Source organism: Roseococcus pinisoli, from assembly GCF_018413645.1.
Lineage (GTDB): Bacteria > Pseudomonadota > Alphaproteobacteria > Acetobacterales > Acetobacteraceae > Roseococcus > Roseococcus pinisoli.
This window is the reverse complement of the sequence record NZ_JAHCDA010000002.1, coordinates 1,281,717-1,305,147: the sequence shown is the minus strand read 5'-3', so window position 1 is coordinate 1,305,147 and position 23,431 is coordinate 1,281,717. Positions and strand designations below refer to the sequence as shown.

The following is a 23,431-nucleotide window of genomic DNA, read 5'->3' as shown; positions in this document are numbered from 1 at the left end:
CTGTAGAGCTCTTCGCCACTCGCGACCTCGGGTTCCAAACATCGCTTCGGACGAAAGCATCGCGAGAGGCGAGCAGGATGCGGGGACAGTTGCCGAAGTCGGGCCCGATCATCCAGATTGCATACTGAGGATTCTTCTCAACTCAAGGTTGCAAGAACTTGTCCGCGCTTCACCTGCCGACGATCTCCATCTTCTCGGCAATCCTGAGCAGCTTCCTCGGGTTGGCGATGCTCTGGCTCTGGCTCCATGACCGCCGCGAGCCCGCCTTGGCCAGCTGGGCGCTGAATCGCCTCCTCAGCGCATTGGCCACGGTGCTCCTTGGTTTGCGTGGTATCGCGCCGGACTGGCTCTCGATAGATCTGGCCAATACGGTGGTCTGCCTCAGCTTCGGGCTGGGCTGGACCGGCGCCCGTCAGTTCGAGGGAAGGCCGCCGCTGACCTGGGCCATATTCGCCGGGGCGGGCGTCTGGCTGGCCGCCTGCCAGTTCCCGGGCTTCTATGCCGACACGGATGCACGTGTGGCGATGGTCGCCCTGCTTCTGATCGCTTATAATGGCCTGACGCTGAGGGAATTTGTCCGCGGCCAGCGGACGCTTCCCTTGCCATCGAGGCCCTTGTTCATCGCGCTGCTCGCAGGCGTGACGGTTGCCTACCTGGCCCTCACCAGCATCACCCTGGCTTTCCTGCCCCGCCCGCCCGGGCAACTGCCTCATGCCTACTGGCTCGGCGCGCTGTTGCTGCTCAACATCGTGCTGCTGTGCGGGGGCACGCTGCTCCTCGTGGCCCTCACCAAAGAGAAGGCCGAGGCACGCTCGACAGCCGCACTGGCCGCGGCACGCGACGCTGCGGACCGCGCCAGCCTTCAGAAGACACGCTTCCTGTCGCGGATGAGCCACGAGCTGCGCACCCCGCTCAACGCCGTTTTGGGGTTGGCCCAGGTGCTGGCGGATGACCGCAGCCTCGGTCCGGAGCAGCAGCGCAAGGCAGAGACCTTGGAGCAGGCGGGCCGGCATCTGCTGGCGATCCTGAACGACGTGCTGGACATCTCCCGGATCGAGGCCGGCCACTTCCTTCCCATGCCCAGGCCGCTCGGGCTGGCAAAATTTCTGGACGACATGCTCGCGCTCCTGAAGGAGACGGCCGCCGCCCGGGACGTGACGCTTGTCCTGCGACTGGACCCAGCCCTGCCGCCGATTGTTTCGGCCGATGCGCTGCGGCTGCGGCAGATTCTCATGAACCTTCTGGCGAACGCGATCCGCTTCACGCCTCCGGGCGGCACGGTCTCGCTGGAGGTGCTGCAGCGCGGCAGCGAGACGTGCTTCGCCGTGACCGACACCGGCAGCGGCGTCCCAGCGGCACTGCGGCCGCATCTCTTCGAGGAATTCTCCCAGGCCGAGGGAGATCAGGCGCTTGCCGGCAGCGGGCTGGGGCTGGCGATCAGCGCCGCGCTGGCCGGGGCCATGGGCGGCCGCCTGACCCACGAGGATGGCCCCGAGGGGCGTGGCAGCCGTTTCACCTTGCTACTGCCGCTGCCCATCGCCGAACCAGGAAGGGCCGAAGCCCTAACGCCGCTCCCTGCCGAGCCGCCGGCCCGGCAGGCGCTGAACATCCTCGTGGTCGACGACATCGCGACCAACCGGCTTGTCGCTGCGGAGCTTCTCAAGGCGGCCGGCCATCGCGTGGTCCAGGCGCCGAGCGGAGAATCCGCGTTGACCTTGCTGGAGCGCGAGCCTCTGCCGGACCTGGTGCTGATGGACGAGCGCATGCCCGGCCTGAATGGCAGCGACACGGTGAGGCTAATCCGTGCCATGCCGGGCCCGGTCGCCGGGCTGCCGATCCTGGCGGTGACGGCCGACGCGCTTCCCGCGCAGATCCAGAAGATGATGGCGGCAGGTTTCGACGACCACCTGACCAAGCCGATGGACCGCGGCGAGCTCCTGGCGGCATTGGAGCGATGGGGCTACGGAAGCGCTGCCCGGCCTCTGCCGTCCTGAAGGTCCGCCGGCCGCTTACGCCCTGCCGGCGGCCGACTCAACGAGGTGAGATACGAAGCGAGGAAAGCGAATTACGCGACAGCGGAAATCGCCCCCGCTTCCCTCACTCCCACTCGATCGTCCCGGGCGGCTTGCTCGTGATGTCGTAGGTCACCCGGTTCACTCCGCGGACCTCGTTCACGATCCGGTTCGCCACGCGCCCCAGGAAGCCCATGTCGTAGGGGTAGAACTCCGCCGTCATGCCGTCCGTGCTCGTCACGGCGCGCAGCGCGCAGGCCATGTCGTAGGTGCGGCCGTCGCCCATCACGCCGACCGTGCGCACCGGCAGCAGCACCGCGAAGGCCTGCCAGATTGCGTCGTAGAGGCCCGCGGCGCGGATCTCCTCCAGGTAGATGCTGTCCACCTTGCGCAGCAGGTCGGCCTTCTCGCGCGTCACCTCGCCGGGGATGCGGATGGCGAGGCCGGGGCCGGGGAAGGGATGGCGGCCCACGATCTCCTCGGGGATGCCGAGCTCGCGGCCCAGGGCGCGGACCTCATCCTTGAAGAGGTCCCGCAGCGGCTCCACGAGCTGCATGCGCATGCCCTCGGGCAGGCCGCCGACATTGTGGTGGGACTTGATGGTGACGCTGGGCCCGCCGGTGGCCGAGACGCTCTCGATCACGTCCGGGTAGAGCGTCCCCTGCGCGAGGAAATCCGCGCCGCCGAGCTTGTTCTGCTCCTCCTCGAAGACCTCGATGAACAGGCGCCCGATGATCTTGCGCTTCTGCTCGGGGTCCGTGACGCCCGAGAGCTGGCCGAGGAAAAGGTCGCTCGCGTCGCGGTGGATGAGCTTGATGTTGAAGCGGTCGCGGAAGGTGGCGACCACCTGGTCGCTCTCATTCGCGCGCATCAGCCCATGGTCGACGTAGATGCAGGTGAGCTGGTCGCCCACGGCCTCGTGGATCAGCACCGCGGCCACGGAGGAATCGACGCCGCCGGAAAGCCCGCAGATCACGCGGCCCTTGCCCACCTTGGCGCGGATGCGCTCGATGGCCTCGTCGCGGAAGCCGGCCATGGTCCAGTCGCCCGTGCAGCCGCAGACGCCGTGGGTGAAGTTCTTCAGCAGCGCCGCGCCATGCGGCGTGTGCACCACCTCGGGGTGGAACATGGTGCCGTAGTAGTGGCGGGATTCGTCGGCGATCAGCGCGAAGGGCGCGCCCTCGGATTCCGCGACGACGCGGAAGCCAGGCGGCAGCACGGTGATGCGGTCGCCATGCGACATCCACACCGTCTCCGTCGCGCCCTTGGCCCAGAGGCCCTGGGTCAGCGTGCATTCGCCCGTGACGGTGACGACGGCGCGGCCGAATTCCGCCGCATGCCCGCCCTCGACCGTGCCGCCCAGCTGGGTAGCCATGGTCTGCTGCCCGTAGCAGATGCCGAGAATGGGCAGGCCCATCTCGAAGACTTCCTGCGGGGCGCGGGGGGAGGCGCCCTCGGTGACGGAGGCCGGGCCGCCGGAGAAGATGAGGCCCTTGGGCGCGAAGGCGTGGATGCGCTCGGGGGCCGCGGCGTTGAAGGGCCAGACCTCGCAATAGACCCCGCTTTCGCGGAGGCGCCGTGCGATGAGCTGGGTCACCTGGCTGCCGAAATCGAGAATCAGGATGCGGTCGTGCTGGGCCATGCGCGCTTGAAAGGTCGAATCCGCGCCGCGTCAAGCGCGCGTTGCGCCGCCGTCCCCTGCGCCGGGCGGGACGGCGGCCCAGGAGGCACAAAAGCCAGGGCTAGCGCGGCAGCTTGGTCGTCGCGGTGGCGGTCAGCAGCGTGTGAATGGGGTCCCAGGCATAGGCCAGCTGGGTCGTGCGCTGATGCGCGAAGACCATGTCCTCGCGCGCCACCAGCTTGGCCCCCAGACGCTCGTAGAACCAGCGCGAGGGGTTGGGCTCCAGGACCCAGACGAAGGCGGATTGCGCGCCGAGCGAGGCCAGGTGCGACGCCATGGCCCGCATCAGCCGGCGCCCGATGCCTCGCTCGTGGAAGTCGTCCATCAGGTAGAGCGTCTCGACCTCGCCCTCCGCGATGGAGGGGCGGCGCGAAAGGCCGCCGGTGATGAAGCCCACCACGCCGCCGCCCGGCATTTCCAGGTTGTCGGCCACCGCCACGAAGGCGGCATGGCCGCCCCGGCGCTCGGCGATGGCGCGCTCGTAGCCCCGCGTCTCCGCCGTGGCGGAGAGGGAGTTCAGATAGCTGTCAGGCAGGACCCCGGCATAGGCGCTGCGCCAGCAGGCCACGTGGACCTCGCCAAGGGCGGGGGCGTCCCCGGGCCTCGCACGGCGGATGGTGACCATCGCACCCCGGCCTCAGCCCTGGCGTTCCAGGACGGCGCAGAAGAAGCCGTCGGTGCCGTGGGCGGCAGGGGAGAGCAGCAGGTGGGGACCCTCCATCGGCGGCGCGCCGGGGAGGCCGGCGGCCGACCAGGCGGCGCCGAGCGGGACCGCTCGGAACTCCGGATGGAGTCCCAGGAACTGCTCAACCTGCAAGTCGTCCTCCTCGGGAAGCAGCGAACACGTCGCGTAAACGAGCCTACCGCCAGGACGAACGAGATGGGAAGACGTTACAAGAATTTCACTTTGCTTTTGCAACAGTTCCGCGAGGTCCTCCGCCGTTGTGCGGGAACGGGCGTCGGGATTGCGGCGCCATGTGCCGGTGCCGGTGCAGGGCGCGTCAACCAGGACGCGGTCGAACTGGCCCGCGCGGCGCTTCACCCAGCGGTCGCCGGGCTCCAGCAGATGGGTCTCGGCATTATGAACGCCGGCCCGGCGCAGGCGCTTGGTGGCGCCTTCCAGCCGCGGGGCGGAGACGTCGCAGGCGGTGACCCGGCCCTGGTTGTTCATCGTGGCGGCCATGGCCAGTGTCTTGCCGGCCGCGCCCGCGCAGTAATCCGCCACGCGCATGCCGGGTGCGGCGCCCACCAGGGCGGCGATGACCTGGCTGCCCTCGTCCTGCACCTCGATGAGGCCGGTCTTATAGGCATTGGTGCCGGTGATGGGCGTGCGCCCGGGCATCCGCAGGCCCCAGGGCGAATGCGGCGTGGTTTCGGAAGCCAGGCCCTCGGCGCGCAGGGCGCGCTGCGCTTCCTCGCGCGTGCCCTTGAGGATGTTCACCCGCAGGTCGAGCGGCGCGGAGGCCTCCATGGCCAGCGCCTCGGCCTCCAGCCGGTCGCCGAAGCGCGCCGCGAGGCCGGGCAGCGCCCAGCCGGGCAGGTTCAGGCGAGGGGAATCAGGCATCTCCTTGCCCATCAGGGGCTTGCCGACGAGGCGCTCGGCCACGCCCATCTCGCCGGCGTCCAGCGGGCCGGCGGAATAGCGCCCGGCGTCGAAGAGCTTCGCGGCCTCGCCGGGCTTGCGCTTCTCGGCGAGGATGAGGAAGGCCAGGGCCAGCAGCCGGGGCGTCAGGCGCGCCCCGGTCTGGCCGATCCACCATTCCAGCCGAAGCCGCTGCCGCACGATGCCCCAGGCAAGGTCGGACACGGCGCGGCGGTCGCTGCCGCCGATGTAGCGGCGGTTGCGGAAGAATTCGGCGCCGATGGCGTCGGCCGGCCGGCGAGGCTGGTCGAAGACGGCGTGCAGCAGGTCGATCGCGGCGGCAAGCCGCCCTTCGGGCGTCACGTCAGGCAGCTCCGTCGATGGGGGAAGGGGACCGGAGCGCCGCGTCATCATGCCGCGGCCGGCCGGGGGGAAAGGTGGGGAAGGGGGTGGCGCGGGCGCCGCCCCCCTCGGATTTCAGGGCTTCGGCTGCGTGCCCCGGCGTCGTCCTCCGCCGCCGGGGCACGGTGGCCTCAGCCATCGATGCGGTAGTTCGGCGCCTCGCGCGTCACCGCGACGTCGTGCACGTGGCTCTCGCGCAGGCCGGCATTGGTGATGCGCCGGAAGCGCCCGTTCTTCTGCAGGTCGGCGATGGTGGCGCTGCCCGTATAGCCCATGGCGGCCTTGAGTCCGCCCACGAGCTGATGGATCACGTTGCCCACCGGGCCCTTGTAGCCGACGCGGCCTTCCACGCCCTCGGGCACCAGCTTGAGCTGATCGGTCACCTCGGCCTGGAAGTAGCGGTCGGCCGAGCCGCGCGCCATGGCGCCCAGCGAGCCCATGCCGCGATACGACTTGTAGGAGCGGCCCTGGTACAGGAACACCTCGCCCGGCGCTTCGTCGGTGCCGGCGAAGAGGCTGCCCATCATCACGCATTCGGCGCCGGCCGCGATGGCCTTGGCGATGTCGCCCGAGCTGCGGACGCCACCATCGGCGATCGCGGGAACACCGCTCTCGCGCGCGGCCGCCGCGCATTCCATCACGGCGGTGAGCTGCGGCACGCCGACGCCGGCCACGATGCGGGTGGTGCAGATGGAGCCCGGCCCGATGCCGATCTTCACCGCATCCGCGCCCGCCTGGATGAGCGCCAGCGCGCCCTCGGGGGTCGCGACGTTGCCCGCGATGATCTGCACGGTGTTGGACAGGCGCTTGATGCGCTCGATCGCCGCCAGCACGCCGCCCGAATGGCCATGCGCCGTGTCGACCACGATCACATCGGCCTCGGCCTCGACCAGCGCCTCGGCGCGCTTGAGGCCGTCCTCGCCCACGCCGGTTGCGCCGGCGGCGCGCAGGCGGCCCATGCCGTCCTTCACGGCGTTGGGATGCGCCTCGGACTTGTCCATGTCCTTGACGGTGATGAGGCCCACGCAGCGGCCGGCCTCGTCCACCACCAGCAGCTTCTCGAGCCGCCGCTTGTGCAGCAGGCTGCGCGCCTGCTCGACGGAGACGTTCTGCGGTGCCGTGACCAGGTTCTCGCGCGTCATGAGCTCGTAGACGCGCTGGTTGGGGTCGGTCGCGAAGCGGACGTCGCGGCTGGTGATGATGCCCACCAGGCGGCCCGAGCCGGGCTCGACCACCGGGAAGCCGCTGATGCGGTGACGCGCCTTCAGGGCCTGGATCTCGGCCAGGGTCTGGTCCGGATTCACCATGACGGGGTTGACCACCATGCCGCTCTCGAAGCGCTTCACCTGGCGGATCTGCTCGCCCTGCTCGGCCGGCGTCATGTTCTTGTGGATCACGCCGATACCGCCGCGCTGCGCCATGGCGATGGCCATCGGCGCTTCGGTCACGGTGTCCATCGCCGCGGCGATGAGCGGGATGTGGAGCGAGATCTCGCGCGTCAGCCGGGTGCGCGTGTCGGTCTGCCCTGGCAGGACCGTCGAATAGGCCGGCAACAACAGCACATCGTCGAAGGCATAGGCCTCGGCGATGCGGATAGGTTCAGCGAAATCGGGGGCTGCCATGGGCGGGGGACCTTTCGGGCGGTCAAACGACCTTGGCGAGCGTCCATAACCCCGCCGGGGGGTGTCGTCCAGCAGTGAGATGGTGAAGGGCGCGCGCCCCTCCCCTGCGTCAGGCGCGGAACCCGGTCGCGACGACGTAGAGCTCGCTGCTTTCCTTGCGGCTGGAAGGCGGCTTGGCGTGCTGCACCTTGGTGAAATGCGCGCGCAGGCGGTCGAGCATGTCCTTCTCCGACCCGCCCTGGAACACCTTCGCCACGAATCCGCCGCCCGGCGCCAGGACCTTGATGGCGAAGTCGAGCGCGAGCTCGGCCAAGTCGATGATGCGCAGATGGTCGGTCGAGGAATGGCCAGTGGTATTGGGCGCCATGTCGGAGAGGACGAGGTCCGCCGGGCCGCCGAGCGCCGCCAGCACCGCGGCCTCCACCGCCTCGTCCTGGAAGTCGCCCTGCAGGATCTTCGCGCCGGCCACGACGTCCATCGGCAGGAGGTCGAGCGCCACGACCTCGCCGCCATCGCCGAGGGTGCGCATGGCCACCTGGGTCCAGCCGCCCGGGGCCGCGCCGAGGTCGACCACGCGCTGGCCGGGCTTCAGCAGCTTGAACCGCTCATCCAGCTCCAGGAGCTTGAAGGCGGCGCGGCTGCGCCAGCCGGCGGCCTGGGCCGCCTTCACATAGGGATCGTTGAGTTGCCGCGCGAGCCAGCGCTGGCTCGCATTGCTGCGGCCGCGCGCGGTCTTCACATTGGCATGGGTGCCGCGGGGGCCGGGACCACCGCCCCCGGAACGGCTCGTCAATTTGGCCATGGCTAGCCTTTACGCGCGCCAGACGCTCCGGTCACCCCGCATCAGCCGCAGGAGCATGCCTTCGCGCAGCCCGCGATCGGCCACCGTCAGCGCATCGACCGGCCAGAGGCGATGAATCGCGGAATAGACGGCGCAGCCGGGAAGCACGAAATCCGCGCGCTCCGGCCCGATGCAGGGATGGGCCGAGAGCCCGGCGCGCCCCATGGCGAAGAGCTGCGCCATGGCATCCTCCGCGGCGCCGATGCCCAGATGCGTGCCGTCCACCAGCTCCCGCCGGTATTTGGGCAGGGCCATCACCACGCCGGCCAGCGTCGTCACCGTGCCGGAGGTTCCAATCAGGCGCACGCCGCCGCGGCGGATCTCCTGGCCGATGCAATGCAGTCGGTCGAAGCTGCGGAGTCGGGCGTGGATGTCGTCCACCACGGCCTGGAAGCCTTCGACGGAGAAGCAGTTGCCGCCCTCGCGCTCCGCCAGCGTCACCACGCCGCAGGGAATCGAGAGATAACCGATCAGCTCCGGGCGGGGGCCGGTGCGAATCCAGGCGATCTCGGTGCTGCCGCCGCCGATGTCGAAGAGAATGGCACGCCGGTCCCCAGGCTCGAGGAGAGGGGCGCAGCTCTCCATGGCGAGTTCGGCTTCCTCGCGCGGCGAGATGATGCGCGGCCGCAGCCCGGTCTCCTCGGCGGCGCGGGCCAGGAAGCTGTTGCCGTTCGCGGCCCGGCGGCAGGCCTCGGTGGCGACGGCGGCCAGGCGGCGGACGGGGCGGCGATGCAGCCGCTCGGCGCAGGCGGAAAGTGCGGAGATGGTGCGGTCCATCGCCGCGTCGGAGAGCGCGCCGGAGCCGGCCAGTCCTTCGCCGAGGCGAACGATGCGCGAGAAGCTGTCCACCACGCGGAAGCCGTGGCGCGTGGGCGCGCCGATGAGCAGGCGGCAGTTGTTGGTGCCCAGATCGAGGGCCGCGAAAAGCGCGGAAGGGGGGCCGTTCGCGGCGTGCGAGGGGTGGAGAGCGGTCATCGGGGCGCTGACTCGTTCAGGGTGCGTGGCAGTCATGATCATGAAGCAGGACTGTCATCGCAAGTGTTATTGCGGTCTTGGCAGCTCGGATCGTCGATGCTATCTGCCCGTCCAGCCGAGCGGTGAGCGCTTGGGGGATAGTTTAACGGTAGAACTTCCGACTCTGACTCGGACAGTCTTGGTTCGAATCCAGGTCCCCCAGCCACCGGCTCAGGCATGCTGCCAGTAAGGGCGTAACGCCCCGCAGGCCTGAATGCAGACCGCAGAAAAACGAGATCCGGCACATTGGCTGGCCGCCGCTCGTCAGTCGGCTTCTTTCATCTCGGCTGGCACTTCCTTCGCCATTTCCTCGAGAAGCTCGACCTCCTCCTCCTCCAGCTCGCGCGGCTCCGAATCGAGGAGGCACAGCGCGCCGAACACCTCGCCATCGGCGCCGCGGATCGGCGCGCCGGCGTAGAAGCGCGCGCCCCATTGCCGGATGGTCGCATTGTCGGAGAAGCGCGGGTCGCGATGCATGTCGTGGATCACCAGCGTCTCGTCATCCGCGATCACGTAGTTGCAGATGGCCTCCACCCGCGGCATCGGCAGCAACCGTCCCGAATCGTCCACGATCCCGCCCGGGATCTTCCCGCTCTGCCCGACGAAATACTCCATGTCGGAGGTGATGGTGGAGATCACGGCGAAGTCCGCGTCGAAGACATTGGCCGCGCGCCTCGCGATGGCATCGAGCTTCTCCCGATGGCTCTGCTCCAGGATTCCGCTCGCCTCCACCGCGGCCACGCGCTGCGCCTCGTTCTCCGGCAGCTCGGCCTGCCGCGCGACCTCTGCCTGCTCGGGCGCGATGATGTGCTGGATTCGCAGGACCGCCTCGTTGACCGAGGTCACGACGGCATCGGCCGACAGCCGCTCGAGCGCGCGGGTGTCGCAGAGATCGGCGGGCGGGTTCCAGAGCGCGAAGACGATCTTCAGCCCCGGCCAGCGCAGGCGCAGGCGCCGCGCGAAATGCCGCGCGGGGATCGCCGGATCGTGGCTGAAGTAGCAGATGCACAGCGTCTCCGTGCCGGAGAGGTTGAGCTCGCCGATATTGCGGGAATTGATCGTCGAGATGGCCCGCGTCGTCGCCGGCACGCCTTCCAGATTCAGGGCATGGGCCATCATCTCGGCCGAGATGTTGTCGAGGTGCCATTTCCCACCGATGCAGATCACCGGGGCCGCGGAGCTTCCGCCATCAGCGGTTGGGTATTCCTCCCGCAGCTCGTCCAGCAGGAGGTCCATCCCGTTCGCGAGCCTCAGCCGGTGCTCGGAAGTGGCGTTCCGCAGATAATCCCGGCTGGCGATGTTCAGGGCGTCGATGACCACGTCGTTGTAGAATTCGAGGATCGACGACCTGGCGATTTCCGTCTTCGCGAGGTCGACCGCCTCCTCGGGATCATTGGCGATCAGCCGCTGGTACAGCCGCATCGGCGGATCGAGCACCGGCGTCGAGCCGAGAATGATGTCGAGGAACTGCAGCTGGGGCAGGTTCTTGCCGACGACGAGAAGGCAGACGGTGATCGGCGTCGAAAGGATGAGGCCGATCGGCCCCCAGATGGCGGTCCAGAACATCGCCGAGGCGATGAGCGACAGCGTGGAAAGGCCCGTGCTCGTCCCGTAGAGCAGCGGCTCGATCACGTTGTTGCTGACCAGCTCCAGCACCACGATCAGCGCGGCGACCATGATGAGCATGTTCCAGCCGTCATCCACCGCGAAGGCGAGTGAGAGCGGGAACACCGCCGAGATCATCGGGCCGAGGTAAGGGATGAAGCGCAGCACGGCGGCCACCGTGCCCCAGAGCAGGGCGCCGGGAATGCCGATCAGCCACAGCCCGATGGCCATCGGAATGCCGTAGCTGACATTCACCACCAGCTGCATGGTCAGGTACTTGCTGATCCGACCGCCCGCTTCCTCCATGGAATCGGTGGAGCGGTGGAGGTCGTTGCCCATCAGTCGCAGGAAGCGGTCGCGCAGGTCGCCGCGGTCGAGCAGCGTCAGGAAGATGAAGATGAAGACGATGCCGAGCGTCGCCAGCGGTTCCAGCGAACGCCCGAGCCAGGTCAGCGCCTGCTCGAAGGGGCTGGCCGGGATGGGAACGACCTCGACGCGCTGCGGCCCGTTGGCTAGCTGGGCGGGATCCGTCGTCGTCACCTCGCGCTGGACGCGCTCCAGCGTCTCGAAGGCGCGGTCGAAGATGCCGGGCGCGTTGATCGTGTCCTTGAGGGAGGTCAGCTTGGCGAGGATGGTCGACTGGTAGTTCGGCAGCTCCAGCGCCAGGGAACGGACCTGCGCGGCCAGCAGGATGCCGAAGCCGGCGACGAGGATGAGGACGGCCGCGATCGCGATCGAGGTCGAGATCGCGCGCGGAATCCCGCGTCGGGACATCCAGGTGACCACGGGATTGAGCGCGAAGCTGATGAGCAGCGCCACCGCGATCGGGATGATGATGTTCTGCCCGTAGTAGAGCGCGGCCACGATGACGGCCATGGAGACCAGCCCGGCCGCGAGCCTGATGACGTCCTTCCTCGGGGCCGCGCTCTGGGGCGCTCCGCCGATCTCCGTCTGGTGTCCTGGCATATTGGTCTCAGCTCCCCGGGCCAGAGCGAGAACGCCGGCTCCTCGGCTTCGGTTCCACAAGGAAACGATCGGAGCCGAAGTATCGCGGCTCAGCCGGGCAGCACGGCCTGGAGCACCCGCGCGTAATTGCCGCCCATGAGCTTCTTCACGCCCTCGGCCTCCACGCCGATCTCAAGCAGTGCCTGGGCCAGATCCGGCGTCGCCTGGTAGGTCTCGAAGGCGCTGAGCGCCAGCAACCCGCGCATGTCGCTGCCGATGCCGACATGGTCGATGCCGATCGCGTCCACCATCCGCGCCATGCTCTCCGCATAGCGGCGCGGGGTTGGGCTGTCCCCCACCAGTGGCCAGACGCCGACCACGCCGCCGGTTTCCGCGACGACCCGCGCATGCTCGGCCGAGATGAGTCGGCTGAAGGGGCGCGGCTGCCGCGAGAGCGAGGTGTGCGACAGCACGATCGGCCGGTTCGAGACCTCGGCCGCCTTGCGGACCATCGGCAGGGTGGCGTGCGCGAGATCGACGACGATGCCGAGGCGGTTGCAGGCGCGCACCACCTCCACGCCGAAATCGGTCAGGCCGTTATGCACGGCACTTACCGTCTGGATGTCGCCGAGCTCGTTGACCCGGTAATGCGTGAGCTGGAGATGGCGCAGGCGCTGCTCGCGAAAGGCCCATTCGACGCGGTCGATCCGCCCTTCGAGGAAATCCGCGCCTTCCGCCGCCACGACCACCGAGGGCCCCGCGCCCGGCCGCATCGCGCGTGCCAGCCCGGCCTTGTCCGTGACGATGCCGAGCCTCTCCTGCGCCACCAGACGGTGCAGGCGCGCGAAGGCCGCCTGGCCGTGGGTCCAGAGCTCGCCGGGTTCCGGGGAGCGATAGGGCTGTATGGTGCGCTCCACGATGCGCGTCACGGGCGAGTCCGCCACCAGGGCCAGGGCGATGAGCGCCATGCCGCCGTCCCGCATCGGCGCGGCGAGGGGCTGGAAGGCGCGGTCCGGTTCGCGGGGAGACAGGATCACGCGGCCGGCATGGCTGTGCAGGTCCATGGGCGCGGTGCTGGCGACGAGCGCGCGTCCGGCGCCGGCCGGCACCTGTGCCAGGGCAGGGCGGGGTGCCGCGCAGAGCAGGGGCGCGGCCAGCACCGCGCGCCGGGCGAGCCAGGGCCCGCCGGTCGAACGCGCGACGGCCTGCGCGGCGTCGATGCGCCAGCGCCAGGGAGAATCCGGCGAAGGCTTGCGCCAAGTCCCCGTCACCCGCACCGAGCGGGCGGCGGGCGCCTTGCGGTCGAGGAGGACCTCCACCGTCGTCTCGCGTTCCGGGCGGCAGCCCAGGCAGCAGGCGGCCTCGGCAACGAGGAGCAGGCGGTCCGCCGACGCCTCCTCGAGCGGAAAGACCTCGCCCTCCAGCGTCACCTCCGCGCCGTCCTCGAGAGTGGACCGACCCTTCAGCAGCGCCAGCCAGTCCAACCTCATCATCTGCCGAGCTCCCGTGCCTTGATCTGCAACGCCAGCACCTTCGAATAGATGCGGCTCTGCGCCAGGCTGCCCGCGGTGAACCAGAGGCCCTGCTGGCCGGTTGGACGCCACATGTTGCGCAGCTCGCCATCCTCGCCGAAGCCCCAGACGGGGCCGATGCGCTCGGCGATGGTGTCGCCCAGGAAGTGGCGCACGACTTCCTGCTGGTTAAGGTAGCCGGTGGCCAGCACCAGCAGCTCCGCCGGCACGAGCGAGCCGTCGCGCAGGCGCGCGCCCTCGGCCACGAAGCGCTCGATATCGGCGAATTGCAGCAGGCCGATGCGGCCCTCCACGATCATGTCCGAGGCGCCGACGTTGAAGTAGTAGCCGCCGCCGCGCTGCAGGTACTTCATCTGGAATCCGGTATCGTCCGGCCCGTAGTCGAGCCGGAAGCCGCGCGCCTCCAGCGCGTCGAGCAGCGGCTTGTCGACCTGGCGCGAATGCGCGGTGGAAAGCTGGTAGCCGCGCTTCATCACCGGGAAGGGCGTGGCCATGGCGAGCAGGTCGCAATCCTCGAAGGGAATGCCCTCGGCATAGATGGAATAGACGCGCTGCGCCTCGCGGATGCCGACCACATAGGTGGAGCTGCGCTGCACGATCGTGACCTTGGAGCCGCTCGCGCCGAGGTCCTGCGCCACGTCATGCCCGCTATTGCCGGTGCCGAGCACCATGGTCGGCCGGTCCTTCCAGGCCGCGCCTTCCGTATAGGCGCCGGAGTGCAGGACGGTGCCCTTGAAGTCCTCCAGGCCGGGGAGGTCCGGCTTCACCGGGATGCTGCTGACGCCCGTCGCGAAGACGATGTGGCGCGGTTGCAGCACGCGCTCGCTGCCGTCGGCGCGGCGCACCGTGACGCGCCAATGCTGCCCGGCCTCATCCCAGTCGCCGCCGCGGAAATCGGTCGATGTCCAGACGTTGAGGTCCATCGCCTCGGCATAGGCCTCGAACCAGCCGGCCAGCTTGTCCTTGGGGATGAAGACCGGCCAGGTCGGCGGGAAGGGCATGTAGGGGAGGTGGTTGACGTGCACCTCGTTGTGCAGGGTCAGCGCGTGGTAGCGCTTGCGCCAGTTGTCGCCGATGCGCGCCTGCCGGTCGACGATCAGCGTGTCCACGCCGAGCTGCCCCAGCCGGGCGGCGATGCCGAGGCCGGATTGCCCGGCGCCGATGACCAGCACCGCCGGCTCGCGATCCTCGTAGGCCTGGGCGCGGAGGCGCTTGTCTAGCCAGTTCTCGCCGCCGAAGTCGCGCGAGTAGTCGGCCTCGCTCGCGCCGGCCGCGTTGAAGGCCTCCTCATGGCCGCGGATCTGGTCGAGGGTGGTGAGCAGCACCCAGGCGCGCGGCCCTTCCTCGCCGGTGACGAGGCGCAGCACGCCCGAGCAGGGGCCGGTCGCCGTCTCGAAGACGAAGAGGGCCTCGAGGCATTCGCGCCCCGCGCGTGTCACGCGGCGCGGCGGCGTCCGTGCCTCGTCGAGGCGGAAGCCCTGCGGCTGCGTGCGGTCCAGGGTGTCGCGGAGGCGGTCGGCGATGGCGGCGCCGCCGCTCGTGGTCACGATGTCCCAGCCGAAGGCGATGACGTCCCGCCAATGTCCATCGGGCAGGAACAGCCCAGCGGCGGCTGTGGTGTCTTTTCGGCGAAGGGCGCGGTCGAAGGCATCGAGCCAGGCGCTGGCGGTCGCGCTTGCCGGACGATCCATGACGTTCATGACGGCGGCTTCTCCCCTGTTTTGGGAGCCAGCCGACCGGAGATTGCCTGTGCCTGTCAACCGGTCGCCGCCAGGGCGGGGCGGCGCCGCGGAAGGCCGCGGCGCCGTTGATCTCAGCCGACCTCGAAGAGCTCGACGTCGAAGACGAGCGTCGCGTTCGGCGGGATCACGCCGCCCGCACCGCGCGCGCCGTAGCCCTTCTCGGGCGGGATCACGAGGCGGCGCTGGCCGCCCACCTGCATGCCCTGCACGCCCTCGTCCCAGCCCGCGATGACGTGGCCGGCGCCGAGCTGGAACCGGAAGAGGTCCCCGCGATCGACGGAGCTGTCGAACTTGCGGCCCTTATTCTCCGGGGCCGCCTCGTCGAAGAGCCAGCCGGTGTAGTGGACGGCCACGGGCTTGCCGGCGACGGCCGTCTCGCCCGTACCAATCTTGATGTCAGTCATCTCGGTCTCTCTTGCAGTGTGACCGCCTCAACGTGGCGGGATTTCCGAGATACGCAACTGCGTGGGCACGCCCGAGCCGCGATTGTAGTGGCCGATCCAGATGTCGTACTGGCCGGACATCGGGTTGTTCAGGATCATGCCGGGGTCGGTGCCGTTGAAGTCGTCGTTGCAGACCCAACGACCATTCGGAAGGTTCACGACGAGCGTCACGTCGGAGCGCGAGGCGGCCGAGATGTAGAGCGGGAACTGGCCCGCGCGGTAGTTCAGCCGCACATCCGGCGCATCGGCGATGGAGCCGACGCAGCCCGGGCCGCCGATGCGCTCGGCCGGGATGTTCCCGCCGGCGGTGACGTTCACCGTGTAGGGATCGGGCTGGAAATTCGTAACCAGGTTGATGGTGCCGAAGGTCGGCCGCCGGTTGTAGTTCTGCGCCACCACGCTGCCAGCGGTGATCGCCAGGACGACGGCGGAGATCGCCAGGGTTCTCGGGAACAAGGGTGCCTCCGGTGTTGAAGTTCCTGGTCTAATTCCTATGCGCGCCGGTACCGTGCAACGGCTATTTTGCATCATTTGTAATGTGGGATTAGCGGGCCTCCCGGCGCCAGGCGATGACGGCGACGCCGAGGAGCAGCGGCAGCATCAGCCAGGGCGGCAGCAGAGGAAGGGCGGCGATCCTGGTCACCGTATGGTCGTCCCGCCGCCGCAGCCCGATCCAGGAGGCGCCCTGCGCGGCGCGCCCGGCCGCGACGCTGCGGATCTCGGGCACGGTCGTGCCGTCGCCGAGCCAGCGCGCGGCACCGCCCGTCGCCTCGACCAGCGGCGCCAGCCGCGCGGGATCGGCGCGGAGATCGGCGAATTCGGGTGGATTGGCGGGCATTGCGGCCGCGAAGGCCTGCCGCCGTCCGTCGCTCACCTGCCAGAGGCCGGGGGCGCCGGCCGGCGCCTCGGCCGCGGAGCGCCCGCCGCCGGCATTGGACAGCGGCATGCGGCTCTGGGTGCCGTCGGGCGCGGTGATGGTGACCTCGGGCGGCGGCCCGGCGTCGAGGCTGCGGCGATTGATCGTCAGCCGCCCGGCCTCGATGCGCGCCGTCAGGTCCTCCTCCTCCAACTCGGGCTCGCGCATCAGCCAGTGTGCGGTGCGGCGCAGCAGCTCCTGCTGCGGCCCACCGCCGTCATGGCCGCGCGACCAGAGCCAGATATGGTCCGAGAGCATCAGCGCGACGCGGCCCTGGCCCACGCGGTCCAGCACCAGCAGCGGCGCGCCGCCCGCGCCTTCCATCACTGTGGAGCCCGAGCGCGCCTCGGTGCGGATGGTGCGGTACCAGCGGCCCCAGCTCGCCTCCGCCGTCTCGGTATTCGCGCCAGGCAGGCCTTCCGTGACCGGGTGACGCGCGCCCGCCGCGGAGACATGCGGCCGGAAGGCCTCGTCGAGGATCGCCTGCGCCCCCAGCGGGCGGGCGGGCAGCACGGCGCCGAGCGGCGTCGAGGCGAGGCTGGCCCCGCCCACATATTCCGGCCCCACCGAGACCAGCAGCGCGCCGCCGCCGCGGACGTATTCGGCGATGTTGCGCAGATAGCTCGGCGGCAGGATGCCGCGATTGGCGAAGCGATCGAAGACCACGAGGTCGAAGTCGCGCAGCTTCACCTGGAAGAGCTCACGCACCGGGAAGGCGATCAGCGCCAGCTCGTTCAGCGGCGTCAGGTCGTCCTTCTCGGGGGGGCGCAGGATGGTGAAGTGGACGAGGTCCACGCCCGGATCGGCCTTGAGCAGCCGGCGCCAGGTCCGCTCGCCCGCATGCGGCTCGCCGGAGACGAGCAGCACGCGCAGCCGGTCGCGCACGCCGTTGATGGCGACGACGACGCGGTTGTTCACGTCCGAGACCTCGCCCGGCCGCGTCTCGGCCACGAGGTCGATGACCGAGGGGCCGGCGCGCTCGATGGGAAGCGTGATGCGGTGCTCGCGGCCGATGGGCACGCTCTCGGTGATGGGCGCCTGGCCGTCGCGGCGCAGCGTCAGCTGCGCCTGCCCGGTCGGGTTGGGCACGCCGAGGTCTTCCACGATCAGCCGCAGCTCCACGCTGCGGCCGACGATGCCGAAGCCCGGCGCCTCCAGCAGGCGGATGCGCCGGTCCACCTCGCCCTGATGGCCGGGCATGAGGAGGTGCAGCGGCACGCCCTCGCCGGGCGCCCAGCCAGCGCCCTCGGTCGGCACGTCATGCACCTGGCCGTCGGAGAGCAGCAGCACGCCGGCCAGCCGCGCGGCGGGGATGTCGGCCAGCGCCTGCTCCAGCGCGGCGAAGGCGCGGGTGCCCTGGTTGCCGCCCTCGGGGATCTCAACCACGCGCAGCTCGACCTCGCGCATGCGGCCGATGCGGGCCTCGATCTGCTGGCGCGCGGCCTCGATCGCGGCGGCGTGGGTGCTGGCGACGCGCGTGCTGTCGGTGCGGTCCACCAGCAGGAGGGCGATGTCCGGCCGCGTCTCGCGCGTCTGCTCGACGAGGCGCGGCTGGGCGAGGGCGCCCAGCACCAGCAGGAAGGCCAAAGCGCGCCACCAGGTGCCGCGCGCGCGGCGCAGCGCGGCCGGCACCAGCGCCAGCAGGCAGAGCAGGCCGAGGGCCGCGATCAGCCAGAGCGGCAGGATGGGCGCGAAGTCGAAGCCGAAGGCGGTGCGCATCAGTTGCCCAGCCTTTCGAGGATGGCCGGCACGTGCACCTGGTCGCCCTTGTAGTTGCCGGTGAGGGCGTACATCACGAGGTTCGCGCCGAAGCGATAAGCCAGGATGCGCTGCCGCGCCCCGCCCGGCACCGCCGCATGCAGGTTCTGGCCCCGCGCATCGACCGCCCAGGCGCTGGCCCAGTCGTGCCCGCCGATGACGACCGGGCTCACGCTGTCATTCGCGCGATCCTGCTCGCGCGAGACCCAGACGGTGCCGCCGGCGAACCGCCCCGGCAGGTCGGCCAGCAGATAGAAGGCGCGGCGCAGCACGTGCTCCTCGGGCACGGGCATGAGCGGCGGGATCGCCAGCCCCTGCGTCACCCGCCGCAGCGCCGCCCGCGCACCCGGGGAGAAGCCCTCGCCCGAGCCTTCGTCGCGCGTGTCGAAGAGGATGATCCCGCCATTGCGCATGAAGCCGTTGAGGGCGGCCACCGCCTCGGGCTCCAGGGCCGGCGCATCGGGCCGGACGGTGAAGTAGAGCAGGGGATAGAGGCTGAGGTCGTCGCGCCCGGGCGTGACGCCGGCGGGCTCCGCGAGCGCCGCGGCGGTGCGCCGGTTCACGAATTCCGAGAGGCCCGTCAGCCCCTGGCGCATGGTCTCGTCCACCGCGCTGTCGCCGGTGACGATGTAGCCGAGGCGCGTGACCAGCGCCGGCAGGGCACCCTCCTGCGCCTGGGCCGTGCCGGCCATCAGGACGAGCACGACGCCCGCCGTCCGGGCGAGGCCGAGCAGCCCCCGGAGCCGGAGCGAGGCCAGCAGGTCCAGCGCCAGGAGGGCCAGCGCGGCGGCCATCAGCCAGGGGCCGAGGTCGCGCTCCGGCGGGATGCCGGCGATCGCCCGCAGGGTGGTGCCGGCGGGCGGGTTCGCATGCAGCCGCGGTGCCGGAAGCGTGTCGCCGAGGTTCAGCGCGCGGCGGAAGCCCTCGGCGCCCGCGGTGCCGTACCAGCCGGGTGGGGTGCGTGCGGAGGGAAGGGCCTCGCCATTCGTCGGGATGGGCTGCGCGCCCGGCGGCGGCGCGACGAGCCGCCCGAAGCCGTCCAGCGCCTCCAGCGGCGCCAGCACGCCCTCGCCCTCCTGCCCGGCGACGCCGGAGGAGAGGGCCACCAGCCGCCGGAGCATGCTGACGAAGAGGCCCGAGAGCGGCAGGTCCGACCATTCGGCCGTGGCGGTGACGTGGAAGAGGACGATCCGCCCGGCGCCGCGCGTCTCGGCCGTCACCAGCGGCGTGCCGTCGGTGAGGCGTGCCCAGACCTTGTCGGCCAGCCGCGGCGAAGGCTCGGCCAGGACCTGGCGCTCCACGCTGATCTCGGAAGGGACGGGCAGGCCGGCGAAGGGCGAACCCTCCGCGAAGGGGGCCAGATGCTGCGGCTGCTCCCAGGAGAGCGAGCCGCCGAGCTGCCGTTCGGCGCGCAGCTGCACGGGCAGCAGCGTGTCCGGATGCTCGGCCAGCCTCGGGCCGGCGAAGCGGATAAGCATGCCGCCCTGCTCGACGAAGCGGGTGAGGGCGGCCATCTCCGGCCCCTCGGCCACCGGCCGATCGGCGAGGATGAGCACCGAGAGGGGACGGGCGAGCAGCTGCTCCACCTCGCCGCGGCGCAGCTCGGCGAAGGGGTTCAGCGCGCGCTCGAGATAGAAGAGGTCGCCGATGAGCGGGGCGTCGGCGGCCGCTTCCTCGGCGCCGGGCAGCAGGCCGACGGGGCGGCGGCGGAACCGCTCGTCCAGCAGGACCATGCCGCCCGCGCCGCCCTCGTCCAGCAGGTCCAGCCGGTAGACGCGGTTGCGGATTTCGGTCGGCAGGTCGAGCGCCGTCTCGGCCTCCGTCGCGCCGGCGCCGAGCGCGAAGGTGGCGCGCGCCAGAGCCCGGCCATCCTGTGCGCGGGCGACGAGCTGCGCTTCGCCGGCCGCGTTCACCGGCGATTGCCGCAGGGTGAGCAGCAGCCGGTCGCCCTCGGTGCGCGGGGGCGCGAGCAGCCGCACCGGCCGTTCCCCGGCCCGCGCCACGGTGAGGGGGCCGCCCTCGCCCAGCCGGGCCATGAAGGCCTCGGCCGTGTCGTCGGTCCGGTGGGCGATGCCGTCCGAGAGGTAGAGCGCCGAGAAGCGACCGTTGCCGGGATCCGCGCGAACCCAGCCATCCAGAGCAGCCAGCGCCGCCTGCCGGTCGGGCGGCCAGGAGCGCGGCCGCAGCGCGGCCAGCCGGGGCGCCAGATCGGCCGCGGGCATGGGGCCGATCACGCGGGGCGGGGCGGCGCCCTCGCCGGGGGCGGTGGTGAGCAGGGCCGCGGGGCGCCCCTCGCGCCCGGCACGGTCGAGCTCGGATTGGGCGATGGCCACGCGCAGCGGCCAGTCGGGCCCGGAGGCCCAGCCGTCGTCGAGCACGAGAAGCAGCGCGCCGTCGCCGCTGCCGGTCGCGCCCGGCCCCAGAACGGGGCGCGCGAGACCCAGGATCAGCAGCGCCGCCGCCGCGATGCGCATCAGCAGCACCCACCAGGGCGTGCGGGCCGGCGTTTCCTCCGCGAGGGGGAGGTCGCGCAGCAGCATTGCGGCAGGGAAGTCCATCCGGCGCGGCTGCGGCGGCGTGACGCGCAGCAGCCACCACAGCAGCGGCAGCGCCGGCAGGGCGAGCAGCAGAAGGGGTGCGGCGAAGCTGATCATCCGCGGCTTTCGCCCGCCGCGCGGCAGCCCGCCAACTCCACATCATTCCGGGGCATGCGGCAGTCTAGATCATGCCTCATGCCGGCGCCAACGCCTGCCACAGCGACAGCAAGGCGAGGTGCGGCGGCTGGTCGGTGAGGTGGGTGGAGAAGCCCCAGCCCGCGGCGCGCGCCATGGTCGACAGCCCGTCACGATGCGCGGCCAGCCTCTCGGCGTAGAGGCCGCGGATGGTCTCGACGCGGGGCACGAGGAGGGAGCCCTCGCCCTCCAGCCCGTCGAAGCGGATGCGGCCCGAATAGGGCAGGCTTTCCTCGGCCGGATCCAGGATCTGCAGCATCTGGCCGCGCAGGGGCTTCGCCGCCTGGCGCGACAGCATGGCCTGCAGCCCGGCCAGCGGCTGGAGGAAATCGCCGAACATCACCAGGCGGGCATGGCGGGGGGCGGTCGCGTCCTCGGCCTCGGCCGGGGCCGAGCGCGCCATGGCCGCCGCCAGCGCCGGCAGCGCCGAGCGGCCCATGAAGGCCTGGCGGTCGCCGACCAGGCGCACGCGCTCGCCCCCGCGCAGCAGCAGCGAGGCCAGGGCCAGCAGCAGCAGGTCCGCCCGGGCCGCCTTCTCCTCGAGGTTCTTGCCGGAGCGCCAGCGCATGGAGGGGGAGGGGTCGCGCCAGAGCAGCACGGTCTGCGCCGCCTCCCACTCGGTCTCGCGCACGAAGAGGCGGTCGGCCTTGGCGCTCTGCCGCCAGTCCACGGCCGAGGCGGCGTCGCCGGGCGTATAGGGTCGGAACTGCCAGAAGGCGTCGCCATGGCCGGAGCGGCGGCGGCCATGGACGCCCTGCATCACCGTATTGGCCACGCGCTCCGCCGCCACGACGAGCGGCGGCAGGCGGGAGGCCGCGGCCTCGGCGCGCAGATGCGACAAGGGCTGGGACAAGGGGGCGGAAACGGCGGCGGGATCAGCCAAGGCTGGCCTTCAGCTCGGCGATCACGTCGGCGAGCTTCACGCCGTCGGCCCGCGCGGCGAAGGAAAGCGCCATGCGGTGCCGCAGGACGGGCTCGGCCAGGGCCAGCACGTCGTCCAGGCTCGGCGAGAGGCGGCCGTCGAGCACGGCCCGGGCGCGGGTGGCCAGCATCAGCGCCTGGGCGGCGCGGGGGCCGGGGCCCCAGGCCAGGTTGTCGCGCACCGTGGGCAGGCCGCCCTCGCCGGGCCGGGCGCCGCGGACCAGCTTCAGGATGGCGTCGACCACCTGCTCGCCGACGGGGATGCGCCGGATCAGGGCCTGCGCCTCCAGCAGCTCGCGCGCCGTCATGGCCGCGACGGGCTTCGCCTCGCTGGCGCCGGTCGTGGCCAGCAGCATGGCGCGCTCGGCCGCCGCGTCGGGGTAGTCGACCTCGATTTCCAGCAGGAAGCGGTCGAGCTGGGCCTCGGGCAGGGGGTAGGTGCCCTCCTGCTCGATGGGGTTCTGGGTCGCGAGCACATGGAAGGGCTCGGGCAGGGGCAGGATCTGCCCGCCGATCGCCACCTTATGCTCCTGCATGGCCTGCAGCAGCGCCGACTGGGTGCGGGGCGAGGCGCGGTTGATCTCGTCGGCCATCAGCAGCTGGCAGAAGACCGGGCCCTGGAGGAAGCGGAAGGCGCGCTTGCCGTCCGCGCCCTCCTCCAGCACCTCGCTGCCCAGGATGTCGGCCGGCATCAGGTCGGGCGTGAACTGAACGCGGCGGGCATCGAGCCCCATCACCGTGCCCAGCGTGTCCACGAGCTTGGTCTTGCCGAGGCCGGGCACGCCCACCAGCAGCACGTGGCCGCCGGAGAGCAAGGTGATAAGGACCTGGTCCACCACCTCGTCCTGGCCGAAGATCACCCGACCGACCGACTGGCGGGCCTTCTGGAGCTTAGCGCCCAGGGCTTCGATGTCGGCGATCAGGGATTCTGCCTCGGCCACTTCACCCATCTGTTCACGGTTCCCATATTGACGTCGTGTGGCGGCGATGCTGCGTTGGGCAGTGCCCGCCGGACCACACGGGATTTTGCCAGGAAAGCCTATGCCGCCCGAAGCTGGGATCAAAGCATCGATTGGGGAGGGTCTCCCCGACTGCGCGCGGCGGATTGACCAATCCTTGAGCAAGCCGCCCCTCCGTGAGAAGCATGATTGCGGATCCATTGATATGCGGATCGCGCGTGACGGCACCTGGTTCTACAAGGGCAGCCCGATCAACCGGAAGGAGCTCGTCTGCCTCTTCGCCTCCGTGCTGAAGCGCGAGGCCGATGGCGGCTATCTCCTTGAAACACCAGTGGAAAAGGGGCGCATCACGGTCGAGGACGCGCCCTTCGTCGCCGTCGAGATGGCCTGGCGGGACTGTGATTGCGGCGATGGTGGCCCCATCCGGCAATGCCTCAGCTTCCGCACGAATTGCGACGAGGTGGTGCCCTGCAACGCGGATCATCCGATCCGCATCCAGATGGACCCTCGCACGCGCGAACCGCGGCCCTACATCACCGTGCGCCCGGGGCTGGAGGCGCGAATCGCCCGGCCCGTCTTCTACGAAATGGTCGCGCTTTCGGTGACCGAGCGCCTGGACGACCGGAACGTCATGGGCGTCTGGAGCGAGGGCGTCTTCTTCCCGATCGACGACGAGCCCGCGCTCGACGTGGCGGCGGAGTGACCGCCAAGGAGCTTTGCGCCC

Annotated in this window: 17 protein-coding genes and 1 tRNA gene; 3 read left to right on the top strand and 15 right to left on the bottom strand. The window is 70.7% G+C overall.

The features are described 5' to 3' along the window. The first annotated feature begins 158 nt into the window (after nucleotides 1-158). On the top strand, nucleotides 159-1,994 hold the full coding sequence (locus KHU32_RS14715) for an ATP-binding protein (RefSeq protein ID WP_213670827.1): 1,836 nt from the start codon (nucleotides 159-161) through the stop codon (nucleotides 1,992-1,994). 103 nt (nucleotides 1,995-2,097) lie between these two features. Here KHU32_RS14715 and guaA read toward each other — a convergent pair whose 3' ends face one another. The 6 genes from guaA to KHU32_RS14685 form a co-directional block, all read right to left on the bottom strand. Continuing rightward, a complete protein-coding gene (gene guaA, locus KHU32_RS14710) occupies nucleotides 2,098-3,654 on the bottom strand; it encodes a glutamine-hydrolyzing GMP synthase (RefSeq protein WP_213670826.1) in 1,557 nt (518 codons plus the stop codon). Nucleotides 3,655-3,754: 100 nt separating this feature from the next. After that, nucleotides 3,755-4,318, bottom strand: coding sequence for a GNAT family N-acetyltransferase (locus tag KHU32_RS14705; RefSeq protein WP_213670825.1), 564 nt, complete (start codon nucleotides 4,316-4,318; stop codon nucleotides 3,755-3,757). A gap of 12 nt (nucleotides 4,319-4,330) precedes the next feature. After that, nucleotides 4,331-5,638 carry an RsmB/NOP family class I SAM-dependent RNA methyltransferase gene (locus KHU32_RS14700; protein ID WP_213670824.1) on the bottom strand — a complete coding sequence of 436 codons (1,308 nt, stop codon included), beginning with the start codon at nucleotides 5,636-5,638 and terminating at the stop codon, nucleotides 4,331-4,333. Between the two features lie 170 nt (nucleotides 5,639-5,808). Beyond that, nucleotides 5,809-7,299, bottom strand: coding sequence for an IMP dehydrogenase (gene guaB / locus KHU32_RS14695; protein WP_213670823.1), 1,491 nt, complete (start codon nucleotides 7,297-7,299; stop codon nucleotides 5,809-5,811). Nucleotides 7,300-7,408: 109 nt separating this feature from the next. After that, nucleotides 7,409-8,101 (bottom strand): RlmE family RNA methyltransferase, encoded by a 693-nt coding sequence (locus tag KHU32_RS14690; RefSeq protein ID WP_213670822.1) that lies wholly within the window; start codon nucleotides 8,099-8,101, stop codon nucleotides 7,409-7,411. A gap of 9 nt (nucleotides 8,102-8,110) precedes the next feature. Beyond that, entirely contained in the window at nucleotides 8,111-9,115 is a 1,005-nt protein-coding gene (locus KHU32_RS14685) for a Ppx/GppA phosphatase family protein (protein WP_213670821.1), read from the bottom strand. Between the two features lie 131 nt (nucleotides 9,116-9,246). On the opposite strand from KHU32_RS14685, the gene KHU32_RS14680 reads away from it, so the two are divergent. Further along, nucleotides 9,247-9,320: transfer RNA gene (locus tag KHU32_RS14680), tRNA-Gln, on the top strand. A gap of 98 nt (nucleotides 9,321-9,418) precedes the next feature. Here KHU32_RS14680 and KHU32_RS14675 read toward each other — a convergent pair. The 9 genes from KHU32_RS14675 to KHU32_RS14635 form a co-directional block, all read right to left on the bottom strand. Beyond that, the gene (locus KHU32_RS14675) at nucleotides 9,419-11,725 is read right to left on the bottom strand and encodes an AI-2E family transporter (protein ID WP_213670820.1); all 2,307 of its coding nucleotides are present in this window, start codon (nucleotides 11,723-11,725) and stop codon (nucleotides 9,419-9,421) included. Nucleotides 11,726-11,814: 89 nt separating this feature from the next. Further along, a complete protein-coding gene (locus tag KHU32_RS14670) occupies nucleotides 11,815-13,197 on the bottom strand; it encodes a dipeptidase (RefSeq protein WP_213670819.1) in 1,383 nt (460 codons plus the stop codon). Further along, the gene (locus tag KHU32_RS14665) at nucleotides 13,194-14,936 is read right to left on the bottom strand and encodes a flavin-containing monooxygenase (RefSeq protein WP_213670818.1); all 1,743 of its coding nucleotides are present in this window, start codon (nucleotides 14,934-14,936) and stop codon (nucleotides 13,194-13,196) included. Before KHU32_RS14665 ends, KHU32_RS14670 begins: the two co-directional genes overlap by 4 nt. Before the next feature lie 113 nt (nucleotides 14,937-15,049). After that, entirely contained in the window at nucleotides 15,050-15,382 is a 333-nt protein-coding gene (locus KHU32_RS14660; RefSeq protein ID WP_213670817.1) for an FKBP-type peptidyl-prolyl cis-trans isomerase, read from the bottom strand. A gap of 27 nt (nucleotides 15,383-15,409) precedes the next feature. Next, complete coding sequence (locus KHU32_RS14655; protein ID WP_213670816.1) at nucleotides 15,410-15,877, bottom strand: peptidase S1; 468 nt, start codon at nucleotides 15,875-15,877, stop codon at nucleotides 15,410-15,412. An 88-nt stretch (nucleotides 15,878-15,965) separates the two neighbouring features. Then, the gene (locus KHU32_RS14650; protein ID WP_213670815.1) at nucleotides 15,966-18,056 is read right to left on the bottom strand and encodes a hypothetical protein; all 2,091 of its coding nucleotides are present in this window, start codon (nucleotides 18,054-18,056) and stop codon (nucleotides 15,966-15,968) included. After that, nucleotides 18,056-20,749 carry a DUF4159 domain-containing protein gene (locus tag KHU32_RS14645; RefSeq protein WP_213670814.1) on the bottom strand — a complete coding sequence of 898 codons (2,694 nt, stop codon included), beginning with the start codon at nucleotides 20,747-20,749 and terminating at the stop codon, nucleotides 18,056-18,058. The genes KHU32_RS14650 and KHU32_RS14645 overlap by 1 nt, the downstream gene beginning before the upstream one ends. A 76-nt stretch (nucleotides 20,750-20,825) precedes the next feature. Beyond that, nucleotides 20,826-21,710, bottom strand: coding sequence for a DUF58 domain-containing protein (locus tag KHU32_RS14640; RefSeq protein WP_249681054.1), 885 nt, complete (start codon nucleotides 21,708-21,710; stop codon nucleotides 20,826-20,828). Continuing rightward, a complete protein-coding gene (locus tag KHU32_RS14635) occupies nucleotides 21,703-22,698 on the bottom strand; it encodes an AAA family ATPase (protein WP_213670813.1) in 996 nt (331 codons plus the stop codon). Before KHU32_RS14635 ends, KHU32_RS14640 begins: the two co-directional genes overlap by 8 nt. 91 nt (nucleotides 22,699-22,789) lie before the next feature. Between KHU32_RS14635 and KHU32_RS14630 the strand changes: the two genes are divergently transcribed. After that, entirely contained in the window at nucleotides 22,790-23,410 is a 621-nt protein-coding gene (locus KHU32_RS14630; protein ID WP_408887842.1) for a DUF1285 domain-containing protein, read from the top strand. The last annotated feature ends 21 nt before the right edge of the window (nucleotides 23,411-23,431 follow it).